General features: G+C 51.9%; 11 protein-coding genes, 1 tRNA gene and 1 pseudogene. 2 read left to right on the plus strand and 11 right to left on the minus strand.

Annotated elements, in window-relative coordinates; all coding sequences use genetic code 11:
* Entirely contained in the window at positions 1 to 867 is an 867-nt protein-coding gene (gene folD, locus OGY35_RS14355; RefSeq protein ID WP_042320909.1) for a bifunctional methylenetetrahydrofolate dehydrogenase/methenyltetrahydrofolate cyclohydrolase FolD, read from the minus strand.
* Positions 868 to 1111: 244 nt separating this feature from the next.
* Here folD and OGY35_RS14360 point away from each other — a divergent pair.
* Positions 1112 to 1188, plus strand: a tRNA-Arg gene (locus OGY35_RS14360).
* Between the two features lie 82 nt (positions 1189 to 1270).
* Here the strand turns inward: OGY35_RS14360 and OGY35_RS14365 are convergent.
* The 8 genes from OGY35_RS14365 to OGY35_RS14400 form a co-directional block, all read right to left on the minus strand.
* Positions 1271 to 1540: a hypothetical protein gene (locus OGY35_RS14365; protein ID WP_286632614.1), complete on the minus strand. Its 270-nt coding sequence runs from the start codon at positions 1538 to 1540 to the stop codon at positions 1271 to 1273.
* A gap of 188 nt (positions 1541 to 1728) precedes the next feature.
* A complete protein-coding gene (locus OGY35_RS14370) occupies positions 1729 to 3108 on the minus strand; it encodes a hypothetical protein (RefSeq protein WP_286632615.1) in 1380 nt (459 codons plus the stop codon).
* The gene (locus OGY35_RS14375) at positions 3105 to 3848 is read right to left on the minus strand and encodes a fimbrial biogenesis chaperone (protein WP_286632616.1); all 744 of its coding nucleotides are present in this window, start codon (positions 3846 to 3848) and stop codon (positions 3105 to 3107) included. Before OGY35_RS14375 ends, OGY35_RS14370 begins: the two co-directional genes overlap by 4 nt.
* 55 nt (positions 3849 to 3903) lie before the next feature.
* A complete protein-coding gene (locus OGY35_RS14380; RefSeq protein WP_286632617.1) occupies positions 3904 to 6501 on the minus strand; it encodes a fimbria/pilus outer membrane usher protein in 2598 nt (865 codons plus the stop codon).
* An 83-nt stretch (positions 6502 to 6584) separates the two neighbouring features.
* Complete coding sequence (locus OGY35_RS14385) at positions 6585 to 7178, minus strand: fimbrial protein (protein WP_152405584.1); 594 nt, start codon at positions 7176 to 7178, stop codon at positions 6585 to 6587.
* A gap of 116 nt (positions 7179 to 7294) precedes the next feature.
* Positions 7295 to 7870: a hypothetical protein gene (locus OGY35_RS14390; protein ID WP_286632618.1), complete on the minus strand. Its 576-nt coding sequence runs from the start codon at positions 7868 to 7870 to the stop codon at positions 7295 to 7297.
* 816 nt (positions 7871 to 8686) lie between these two features.
* Positions 8687 to 9121, minus strand: coding sequence for a VOC family protein (locus tag OGY35_RS14395; protein ID WP_286632619.1), 435 nt, complete (start codon positions 9119 to 9121; stop codon positions 8687 to 8689).
* 214 nt (positions 9122 to 9335) lie between these two features.
* Complete coding sequence (locus OGY35_RS14400) at positions 9336 to 9782, minus strand: VOC family protein (protein ID WP_286632620.1); 447 nt, start codon at positions 9780 to 9782, stop codon at positions 9336 to 9338.
* Positions 9783 to 9993: 211 nt separating this feature from the next.
* On the opposite strand from OGY35_RS14400, the gene OGY35_RS14405 reads away from it, so the two are divergent.
* Complete coding sequence (locus tag OGY35_RS14405; RefSeq protein ID WP_286632621.1) at positions 9994 to 10872, plus strand: helix-turn-helix domain-containing protein; 879 nt, start codon at positions 9994 to 9996, stop codon at positions 10870 to 10872.
* A 106-nt stretch (positions 10873 to 10978) separates the two neighbouring features.
* Here the strand turns inward: OGY35_RS14405 and OGY35_RS14410 are convergent.
* Positions 10979 to 11317, minus strand: a pseudogene (locus OGY35_RS14410) (autotransporter outer membrane beta-barrel domain-containing protein); the annotation flags it as partial.
* Between the two features lie 368 nt (positions 11318 to 11685).
* Entirely contained in the window at positions 11686 to 12231 is a 546-nt protein-coding gene (locus OGY35_RS14415; RefSeq protein WP_187696677.1) for a bactofilin family protein, read from the minus strand.
* Positions 12232 to 12412: the final 181 nt, after the last annotated feature.

Genomic DNA, 12412 nt, shown 5'->3' on the forward strand with positions numbered 1-12412 from the left:
TTAGTTGTCCTGAGGATCGTGATATTCAACGCACGCCTGTAGCGTGTTTTCGATAAGGGTGGCGACCGTCATCGGTCCCACGCCGCCCGGTACGGGCGTAATGTACGAGGCTCGCGCGGCAGCGTCGTCAAATACCACGTCGCCGACCACCTTGCCATTTTCCAGACGGTTGATGCCGACATCAACCACGATAGCGCCTTCTTTGATCCACTCACCCGGAATAAAGCCCGGTTTACCGACGGCAACGATCAGCAGATCGGCATGCTCAACGTGGTGACGCAGATTTTTGGTGAAGCGGTGGGTCACCGTGGTGGTGCATCCGGCCAGCAGCAGCTCCATGCTCATGGGGCGCCCCACGATGTTAGAGGCGCCAATCACGACCGCATTCAGACCGTAGAGATCGATGTTGTAACGCTCAAGCAGAGTGACAATCCCGCGCGGTGTGCAGGGGCGCAGACGCGGGGCGCGCTGGCACAGGCGACCGACGTTGTACGGATGAAAACCGTCCACGTCTTTATCCGGATCGATACGTTCCAGCACTTTGACATTATCGATGCCTGCCGGAAGCGGCAACTGCACCAGAATACCGTCGATGGTGTTGTCGGCATTGAGCGTATCAATCAGCTCAAGCAGTTCCGCCTCGCTGGTGGTTTCCGGTAGGTCATACGAGCGGGAGACGAATCCCACCTCGTCACAGGCTTTACGCTTGCTTGCCACATAAATCTGTGAGGCCGGGTTGCTGCCTACCAGGACTACAGCCAGGCCCGGGGCTCGACGTCCGGCGGCAATACGCGCCTGAACTTTTTGAGCAACCTCAGAGCGCACCTGCTGCGCAATCGTTTTACCGTCAATAATCTTTGCTGCCATCAGAGAGAGGATTCCATCTGTTACTACACGTCAAAGGGGATGGCGCTATTTTGTCAGAAGTGAAGACGGTTGTCAGTTACCGCTTTCTGTCAGGGTGGTTTTAAGCGGCGATCCGCCTGGAGGGGGAGGGGACAGGAAAAGCAGGATGCTCACAACTCAAGCAGTTGAGAGGAAAGCCATTGACCGTTAAGGTTGTGAACGTATAATACCGACCAGTTTTGTATCATCCACATTGCAGTTCACTGCTCCCTTAGCTCAGTTGGATAGAGCAACGGCCTTCTAAGCCGTCGGTCACAGGTTCGAATCCTGTAGGGGGCGCCATTTCGAACAAACGCTAGTGGTCATTCCTTCCTTAGAATAAGGCGCGAGGGTTCCATTTTAAAACAGTTTAGATCCTTGTTAACTAAAATGTTTCATTGGTTTTCTTCCACCTAAGCTGCGAAAGACCCGGTTTTGCACCACTGGTAACCTCTTCTGAGGTGATATCAAATAAATACGCCTGTCGCTTAACTGCAGCGTCCACTCTGTACAGTGCCGTCAAATAACCAGCTTGATATTTGTCACAGCATCCCCTGCCAGAAGATTGTCTCTCTGTCATTGTTTCGGTGATTAAATCCTGTAAAATCTCTGCTGTGGTGATATAGAAACTTTCATATTTGTTAAATTCGCTCATTCCTGGAACCTCAGCCCCGTTGTCATTCGAGGAAGTATAAACTCCGGCTTCATGTAGCACTGCCGAATAAAGTATTTTGGTAGTCTGATGACAAAAATATTTTAGCCGCTCTTTACAAGTGAAAGATGACTGAGGACGCAGGCATTGAGCGACCGGATAATATCTGAAACGTTATCGTCTACATGCCATCAATAATAGGTCACAAACATATTCACCTTTCCGGTCACCGGGCCGGTGTAGTTATTGCCACCGCGAGTAACGGGTCCCCGCTGGACATAGCGCACCCCGAAAGAAGCCGTGTCCGGACTGGTGAATCCGGTATCAGACGGGTCTGTTTTTATGTTACCTTTTGCCCCGACATTGGTTCTATATACAGTGGGAGCTTGACCTGTCTGGTGGACATCCAGTCGGTTGCCGCCGTAGGTCATCTCCAGTTCCAGTCCGTCAATTGGCTGACCGCCTGCGCTGTCATACAGACTGATATTGCGGTTTGAAAGCGGGCTGGCCCCGGTATCCTGAAAGCTGAATTCCACATTATCAACTTTACCGGAGCACTCAAGGTTAATGCCGACTGGCGTGGTGTCGCCGGTAAAGGGTAACCCACCTCCGACAGAAACAGCGGGAGACGTTCTGTTCACCCAGTATCCTATATTCACCTGATAGTCCGTTGCACCACGTAGTCTGCATGACGGAAGTTGTATCGTAATACCAGCGCCACCAAGATAAACACCTGGATTAGTGAATCCATGCTCCGTCGGAGATAATGATAAAGCCCCGGCCCCCGGGATACTTAAAGGACCTGAGTACGTAACATTTCCTGTTTTAACCAGTTCACCCCTGACGGAGAAATAAGCGCGACCTGATAATATTTGCGTTATATTATAAGGACTGCCGGGAACGTTGCTGGCTGCAAAAGTACCGGAGCGCAGTTCCGCCAAAAAATAACCTCTGAGACCGTTTAGTATAATTTCACTACCCGCAGAGGGATTGTGAAGGTCCACGCTATTATAATCTCTAATATCGAGACCTGCCTCATATCCTCCGCCCGTCATTGCAAAGTTATTATTCTGGTAATACGTATCCTCTGATATTTTTACATAAATTTTTAAACCGATACCGTCCACTGATGTTTTGTAGATGCCCGGAGATGACAGGATACTACTGTCATTAATTAATAAACCTGTTATAAAAAAACGAGGAGAATTCGTTCGGACTCCGGTATTCGACCTGACAGTATTTGAGCCACTGGTCACACCGGAAGACTGACACTCAAACCCAAACCGGGGTAAAAATTCCTCGTATCCCCAGGAGTGCAGTACTGTTCCGACAGGTAGGTGATTATCCACAATGAGCGCCAGCGGCCGCTCGAAAGGCCTGTTGCTGGGGTAGGTAAACGTGCAACTACCGGCAGGTTGTCCATAGGCGGCAGGATACCGGTTGTCATCCCAGGTATAATCAAAATGATAGGTATAAGCCGCAACAGTCTCCCTGCACAACCCGGCCAGTATCAGTACCGGCAGTAGCGCCCGTGCCGGCCGCCGCCACAGCTTCATCCCTGCGTCCTTCATAACTGTACCTCTGTTGTCAGCACATCCGTCTCACCGCCGTAGTCATTCATCGCACTGTATGTCAGCGTCGCCCGTTTTCCCTTTAGCCTCTCTGGCACCGTGTAACATCGGCTTCCCAGCGGCAGTGTCATCTCTATTCTGTCCTCCGGCGTCACCCCCGCACCTCCGCCCGCCTTCAACTCAAGGCGACCGAAGCTCACATGGTACGGTGTTGGATTGTCCGCCTTCAGGCAGCTACCGCCATCCTCCACCGTCCAGCGTAACGACTTCACTGCCTCTGACGCCTCTCCCTTCAGTCCCGCCGGACGCACAAACACCTTTAGTCGGTTACGGATGGCGATAATCAGCTTGTTATCCTTACTGTCCTTCGCCTTCGGCGGGATTTCCTGTATCGACAACCAGTACGCCGACTCACGGTCCTGCGGGATTTCCGCAGGGAGCACCACCAGGCGCAGACGTCCGTCCTGACCCCCACCCACCTTCATCACCGGCGGCGTCAGGACCAGGGGTAGGTTGTTCTCGTTTCCCTTCAGGTCTTCCAGCCAGGACTGGACGAGATAGCTTTCCTGGCTCTCGTTCTTCACTTCTATTGCCGTCTCTTTGTCCGCGGCATACGCCACTATCCGCGTCAGTGCTGGCCGCACCGCCGCCGCGGCATCTGCCGGAAGGATCCATACGCCTGTCAGAATGGCAATACCTGCCGCCTTCTTCATTCTGTTTACCGTTGTCAGTGACATCATTTCCTCCTTTACTGACCCTGCCACGGGGTTCCCGCTTTTCATCCGTTCTGACTCGTTACCGGCAGTTCACCGGTATCCGCGTGTGCCACTGTTCCGCTGTCGGTTTCGGCAGACTGAACCGGCACTGCCGTTTTTCCTGACCCCATGACACAATGAGCGTCTCATCCCGCCGTGCATCCAGTCCCGTCAGGTAGGTCAGCCCGTTATTACCCACAATGCCCGCCTCTTCATTCTGACCTTCCACCCTGACCATGGCACCCACCGGCACCGTGTGCGACCCGCCGATAACCACCATCGCCCGGCGGCCCACACGTGTGGCGAAGCGCAGCAGGACCGCCGCCCCCTCCGTTGGCGCCACCTTCCGTCCGGTCTCCGGTAGTTCAACCGTCTGCGCGTCCGTGGTGTCCAGACTCACAGTGTTATAACGATAAGGACTCAGATGGTTGATGATCGCACGGCCCCACCGGTCTGTTTTGTTCCCCCCCGGCACACCGATATCTGCTGCGCCCGGCGTCTCCACAATACCGATGGTGTCCCCCATCCGCGGCGCCAGAATTGCGCCCCCCTTATACAGCAGCACCCCGCCCGACATCCCCGCCGAGAATTGGTCCGCGTATGAACTGTGGCTGAGTGTGGAGTTCAGTGAGGCCAGGGATGTGCTGTACCCTAGTGAGGCGGATTCACTGTAACGGTTACGCGGGTCCTTCTGCACATTCAGCCCCCAGTTGAAGGGGCTGGTCTGGCTGCTGCCTGACAGCCCCAGTGACTGGCTGTAGTGCTGGTCACTGTCACGCACAAGGTTGTAACTGGCCTGGACGTTACTGCTTCCCCGGCCCAGCGGCATACTGACGCTGAGGTTGAGCATATTGTCATCATAGTCACCGCCATTTTTGGTATACGAATATGACAGGCTGACACTCGCCTTTCCCAGCATGAAGCCATAACCGGCAGACGCGCTGGTACTCCGACGCGAGGTGCCGTAGTAACGGTCCTGACTCAGGGTCAGATACAGGCTGCCGTAGTCCTGCATCCCCTGGTTGATGTTGACCTCAAGCCGGCTCCGGCGCCGTTTGTTCCACAGGGCAGCCCCCGCCTCGTAGTATTCATCCGGCTTATAAAGGGTCCCATCGTAGCCGTATGCGGGTTCCCGCTTACGGTACGTATTGCGGCCGGTGAATTCGTCAAAGGAGAGAAAGTGCTCAGAGCGGTACTGGTAGCCGAGAATGCGAAGACCGGTGTTTGTGCTGTCAAACTGTCTGGCATACAGCATGCGTACCGCACTGCCGTTACGGGTTTCCCGGTCCTCTCCCCGAGTAGGTGCCAGGGAATAACGCGACTGCGCCAGGTCCAGCGCGAAAGCGCCGATGCGCCCCACGTTCCAGGCAGCTCCCACGGCAAGGGACTGGTAATGCGCCGACCCCAGTCCAGTGGTGTTGAGCGTGAATGCTTCAAACCCCCGCTCCAGACTGACTGCCCCCAGCAAGGGGCGGTCACTCCCGCCGCTGTTCCGGTATTCCCCCGCGGACAGGCTGTAACGCGTTGCCCCCGGTCGTATCATGTTCGGCAGCGAGGTATAGGGCACGGTGAACTGCTGGCGAGTGCCGTCCGTTTCTTCCACCGTCACTTCGAGGTCGGCCCCCGTTTGTCCGGCATACATGTCATCAATGGCAAAGGGACCGGGCGTCAGCGTCCGACTGTCGATAATGTGCCCTCGCTGGCGGATGATAAGTCGGGCGTTGGTGCGGGCGGTTCCGCGGATAACGGGGGCATAACTGAACTGCGATTCCAGCATCATGCGCTCGCTGGTCCGCAGGGTGACGCCCCGCAGGGGAATGACCCCCATGATATTGCCGGCGGTGTACGTGTAGATATCACCAACGGAGAGTCGTGCCCGCAAGGGTATGATGTTGCGCTCCGCATACAGCCGGTCGTGATTTTTCTGCCAGCCCTGCCAGGGATTTTTGATGAAGGTGTCAAAACTGTACAATCGCCAGGGGCCGGCACTGGCTGTGCTGTTCAGGCTCACGAAGGCACTATTGCGGGTATTGTGATCGTCAGAATGCCTCGAATTTTTCTGTCGGCTGCTGTAGAAATACCCGCTGTAAGCCGTTCTGAGCGCCGGCGTGCCGTCATCCCAGAGGACTGGCGGCACCATCTGAAAGCGTTGACTGCTGACCGCTTCCTGGGGCAGGGTCAGGCGCAGTTGCTGGCGCGCATCATCGTAGAATACCCGGGCGGCAGGAATGCGCTGTGCGGGATCGTCGCAGACGGCGGGGCGGGTATCGTCGTTATCGTCCTCTTTTAGTTTGGTCTGCCAGTTGTCATACAGCTCCGTCTTCACCCCTGCTTCACTAAGGAGATAGCGGGTCAGGCAGGGCCTGACCTCCCCGGATTCGTGGTCAGCGACAAAACGGATATCGCGGGCGTCCACAATGCGGTCATTCACCACCACCTCGACGTGCTTCATTCCTGGCGTCAGCGTGTTTTTGTAGCGAAAGATATCCGGCGATGCGCCGTTTTTATCCCGGCGCAGGAAAATACTCTCATACTCGCGGTCGCTTTCCTCCGCCTGGACGACACAGGAAAACGACAGCAATACGGATGCAGCCAATAATGACAGTGTGTGCCTGGCAGCTGAGCTTCCCTGAATCATGCACTTACTCCCTCACGAGTCTTGTCCTCTGCCGCCGGGGTAGTCAACTGACCACCCCGGGGTATGTGTCGTGGTTACGCCTGTCAGAAATAAGAAATCACGAAATCCGCCACGCCGGTGACATTCCCGGCAGTGACGCCAGTTGACAGTGACTTGTAGGCCGCTTTGTAGTTCAGTGTCAGCGGTCCCGGAGTACCGACCGGCAGGGCCAGACCCGGGTCGGTGTTCGTCCCGCCGTTCAGGTCAATCTGGGTGACGCCACTCTGCTGCATAATGGCCACCGCAACATTGGTGGCCGGAGTGGTGGCTGCCGTATTAGCCATTACGTGTGCATCACCTGCCGGACTACTGGCGGTGGTGAACAGGGTACGGACGTTGTTCAGACCCGCAATCGCGGCGCAGCCGGTGAGTTGGATGGAGAACGGGGTCTGACCGGCGTAAGTGCCGGCTGCCGTGTTCAGCGTGTCGGCAGTGACGGGTGGCAGCGTCAGCGTGGCGTTGATGGGCGTGCCCGGTGTGCCGGCCACAGTGGAGTCTGCCGTGACAGAAGCGATGGCAGTACAGGCTGAGTTGGTCACTGTACCGTTAAAGGTGATGGTGCCGTCCGCTGCCTGAACAGCGGCGCTGCCCAGGGTCGTAGTAATGGCGGTGGCCAGAAGATATTTCGTCAATTTCATAAAACAAACTCCATGTTATTAACACACACAAATTACCTGCCGGAGACGGTTCCGGCGGGTCACATATTCCGAATGCCTGCGAGAAGCATCTTCCGGTTAACGTCGGATAATTCCCGTCATCTGCTGGTGATGAAACAACATTCCTGGCAGAAAATCCCTGTCATATCCCGGCATAGCAGAACGCCGGTGGCGTGGCCGTCACTGAGACCATACGTTTTCATGGTGCTGAGTTTCAGCGCGTAGAGGTATTTCGTGGTCACTTTCATTTTCTCCTTGAGGAGAGGAAGTGAATATCCGCGACACAGGTAGTGAAACAGAAGGCGCTGTGACTGCGTAATACCCCGCTGAATAGGTTCGCTGGCAGCTGCGCGGGAAAGAATATCTGCCAGGGTATATTGTCCGGTACGAAAAGGAATTACCCAGGGGAATTTCCTTTGATTCTGATACCGTCCATCATTTTTAGTCCGCAGCAGAATAATCACCCGACAGTATGCTACCCAGGGCGACTGCAATATGTGTTGCCGTCGGGTGATATCAGCGATATTAACGACCACAATATCACCGCTCTGTGGGTGTTTTTTATCAGATAACATACCTGCGTGATGAAGAATGCGCTTTTTTCTTCCGGGGAGATTAATTCCAGAAACGCCCTGAAGAAAAAAAGAATCATCAGAGATAAAGTGATATTCCATTATAATTCTCCCTGCCCGTAGTTTTCCCTGTGTCAGGGATTTTCAGACGGAAGTGTAAAACGATAATTTGCGAATTTAACAATCGTTTTAAACGATCGATACTTACCTATGCAATAGTTAATACATATCAATCTATGATTATTGATCGCTGTTACCGATCATTTTAAAAGCTAAAAATAATCGATTATAAATGAGAAAATAACATGGAAAAATCTTATAAAATAGCCAAAATGATTTAATCAAAATCATGGTTTAATTTCTTAAGTCACACTCTGTAACCCCTTAAAATACAGGAGTCAGTACAGATAAAATATTCCAAGGATAACCATTACGAGCAGCCACGCTGTCCGATGAAATGTAAGGGAAGGTATTGGTGAAAAACACGATAGCAGGAGCGCGGGAATGGAAAGTAATAATGATTAACGTTCTCAAATAAATGGATGCAAAACAGAGTGATTTATTGCTGACTTTATGACATAAATCAAATTTCCATTTCTTAAATGGTTTGCCGGACGGGCATTTTTAACAACGTTATGACGTCATTGCAGTGTCTGACTGCTGTAATCTTTATTATTTCTGGCAGGACCGTAATGGGCCGTATGCCATATTGTTATGTTTTCTGTTCGAATCCTGTAGGGGGCGCCATTAGAACTCAACGATTAAACCATTTCCTCCAGCCTCCATATTTCCTTCAGGGAACATATTTGGGGCATCGTCGTTAAAATCGAGTCAACCTGAGGCTCAAAACCGTCTAAGACCTCCAGTTTATCCAATTCCATTTGGGAAACACGGTCTGAGCAACCCTGAACCTGATACCTAAAGGCTGAAGCTGATTTCCACTGATGGTGTACTGCGCTGCGCCTCACCATGATAGACGGCTTCAATGTTGTTACCATCCGGGTCAAGTACGAAAGCCGCGTAGTACCCGGAGTGGTAACGGCGTTCGCCAGGTGCTCCGTTGTCACGTCCCCCATGCGTCATTGCTGCATGATAAAAGGCATCCACCATCTCACGATCGCTGGCCTGGAAGGCAAGATGATGACGTCCTGTCGGTACTCCCAGTGCTCCTGCACTTTTCACCGACGACACGACCAGTTCGTCTGCCCAGAAATAATCGTCCGTTGTGCTTACGATCGGAATTTCCAGCGTCGCCAGGACGGCAGTGTAAAACGCTTTGCTGGCGTTAAAGTCGTTAACCACGAGTTGGATATGGTCGATAAGTCTGCCACGATGGAGTTGATACGTTTTCATAAATTCATTTCCCTTCCTTTTACCGTCATTTTTGCTGGTATTTATTCTTTATCAGGAAAAAACAAATCTCAATTTTATCTTTCGGCGATTTCTTATCGGTTCCTATTAATACGGAGAGTTAAACGTTCATCACCATGACAGAAAGACCATCCGGAAAACCGGATAGTCTTTTTGCGCTTTGGAGATATAGAGGCACGTAGCCCGCATTTACTCGCTATTCCGGTTCTGACGCTTTGCGTAAAAACGGGGTATACGATACGGCCATGATGATCCCTTCCGGACTGAGAAAGCGGGTGACCGTTTGTTCCCAGGGTTCCTCCTGCATACAGGTCAACAACTTACATCCACTTTCCTTTAAAATATCGGAGGCGGATTGCATGTCGTCAACTTCAAATTCGAGCCAGGCTTGGGGAACAGGTAAACTGGCAGGCCATTCAGATGAACCAAAACAAGAGAGGGCCACTTTATCCAGCGGCCAGACGGCAAAATACTTCATGCCAGGGATGTTTTGCGAATACAGATATCCGTCATAACCGTCAATAGTTTCAAGCGGCAGTTGCAGTATGTCTTTATATAAAGACGCACTTTCCTCTGGGTTTGTCGTGACGGGACCAAACCCGGCGACAAATAACACATCAATTCCTTTCAGGATGCTGGACATAGTCACCTCATAGTTTTGAAGCGTGATTACATTGTTATTCACGAACCGCACAATAATAAAATTTCTGCAGTTGATGAGGAGAAAGGTACAATATAATCCGGACTCCTCGTTGTAAAAAAGGGACATTTCTATGAGGGAATATCAAAATTTACCGCGTCGCCGCCCAGAGGCTGCACCAACAACGCGTTGCTATCGCGTCATCTGAACCGCAATGAACACCTTCTCAGGCGGACTGAAACACATTGTCGGTAACCGACACAGCGCGGCGACGCAGCTCTTTTTCGCGCCGTCTGAGCCGTTACGTCACATTGTTTCCCACTATACCGTGCAATTATGCTGCGATTGTGAGCCACAGCCACAGCAGCCATTGACGATTGTTCCTGACGCCAGCGGCTGCCTTGTTTTCACTCTAACCAACGGGCGTCTCCAGCAGCTCTTTTGGGGGCCTGGCAGCCAACCGCACCAGGTGTCGCGGGACTTCAACACGATCGCCATGCGGATTCTGGTTGAGTTTCTGCCTGGCGGCGCGTTTGGGCTTTTGGGCAGTATGCCTTTATATGAATTACAAAACAGGCAGTATCTTCTGGGGACCATCGCCCCTTCTCTGGAACGGTTGTTTCTTCCTGTTATCGAATTGCATCACGAATCTTACCCGCTTCTGCTTCAGGCCATCGACGAAGTATTAGTCCGTCATGCAGGCATAGCCACTGAAAACATGCTGTTGCAGCAGGTTCTTGCTTGTTCTTCCTCCGTGTATGGCATGCTTCGTCTTAATGCTCTGAGCGATATAACGTCTTACAGCACCCGACATATCAATCGGTTATGCCAGGCGAGAATCGGCTTGTCGTGGAAGTCGTTTGTCAGAATCCTCAGAATCAACGAAGCGTGTCGTCGCATCAATCGGGGAGAGGATGTGCTCCGAACTCTTGCCTGTGATCTGGACTATCACGATCAGGCTCACTTTACCAAAGACTTCAAAGCGCTCTGTGGGGTAACGCCGTCCGACTATCAACGGAACCTGTCGGACTTTTATCACGAAGAAACGAAATTGTGTACGCATTTGCCTGACAGGTATGCCCATTGCAAATAATCAAGACGGCATAACCCGCTTTTTATACCTCATGCGGATAAACCCCCTTTGACCCGCAATGAAGAGGGGGCGAAGGATCCGCCCCCTGGTTCATCAATGTCGTTTATCAGAACGACGCTTTAATGCCCAGCATCGCTGAGGTATCGCTACAGCCCTTATCACCCACCTGCTGCGCAACGTTACCCCACAGCGTCACATTTTTAGTCAACTGGCCTTCAACACCGGCTTTCACTTCACCAATGTTGCGGCTGCCGGCTAAATTCACATCCTGACTGCTCAGCGAGGCGCCGAAGTCTTTGGTGTTGTGGATCCAGTTCACCTCCACAAACGGCTGGACGTTGCGGTCTTTGCCCGCATCCAGCCTGTTGTGACCGTGACCATACAGACGGACGCCGACATGAGACTGCAAATTACCATCGCCTTTGCCTTCAACACGGGTACCGTTGGCTTCCTTTACAAGAGACGGATATCGCGTTTAATTAACAACGCTGTGGAGCCACCTCATTTCAGGATGATACCTGGGCTGATTCTGCTGCAGAGCAAAAGAAAAGGAGGGGATCGGTGTTGTTGCCAGGCGATTTGTTCGTAGAGGGGGTATTAACATCGGCTTCTCGTTCAATGCGGCCTGTACAAGAAGTCTTAGCGTAAGATCTTATCCGTTACCCAAGAAGCCTCTGGTGAGGTCAGGGGTATTTGGTTTTGCTATTACTCATCAATCCGTTGTTGTCTAAACTGGAAAGAGGTAGAGCTTGTCTTTCTGGGCTGCGTAGGCCGGATAAGGCGTCGCCGGCATCCGGCATACCGATAAATACATTATTCTCTATGAAAATTTGAGATATCGATCGTATTTTCTTTCACCGCATCCATCGCAGAAATAAACGCATTTTCATGATCTTCCTCTTCCGCGCGCGGTAGAGAGTTACCGTAGAAACGCCCATTTTTATGGATAGCCAGAGAATCACTTTTCACCTGACCGTTCACAACACCCTGTGCATTAATACTGACCTCGCCACCAATACAGTTTCCATTCAGCACGCCATCAACGGCGATAGCGTAAGCAATAATGTCACCTTCAACGTGTCCACTTTTTAGAATATGGACAGTTTTCTCTGAGCGAATAATGCCGTCTATACGACCGTTAACGTGAATATCGCTGGTTGAGTTCAGTTCGCCCTTAATAATGCAGGTTTCAGGAATGACAGCAACGGAGGGACTCATCTGCACATTGTGCGAGGGTTTTACGGTGAGTTCAACGTCGTCGCCCAGGTAGGAAACCTGGGATGAATCAAGAGAAGATGCAATGTTAATATCTGCGTTGGTATCAGCAAACGCTGTGTTTTGCGCTTTACGTTTAAACATGGTTCGGATCCTCATCGATGATGAAAGTAAATAAACAGCATAAATTAAACCGCAGCTTAAAATAATTACAGCAATAATCTTCCATCGCGATTTTAACGTGATGTAAAAGTGTTGATCACCTACGCCGTAATGTATAATGAGGTAAAGCCAAAGCCCCCAAACAAGCCACAGGAGGTTATAT

This window comes from Citrobacter sp. Ct235 (assembly GCF_030332305.1).
In the GTDB taxonomy this organism is placed as follows: Bacteria; Pseudomonadota; Gammaproteobacteria; order Enterobacterales; family Enterobacteriaceae; genus Citrobacter_A; species Citrobacter_A telavivensis.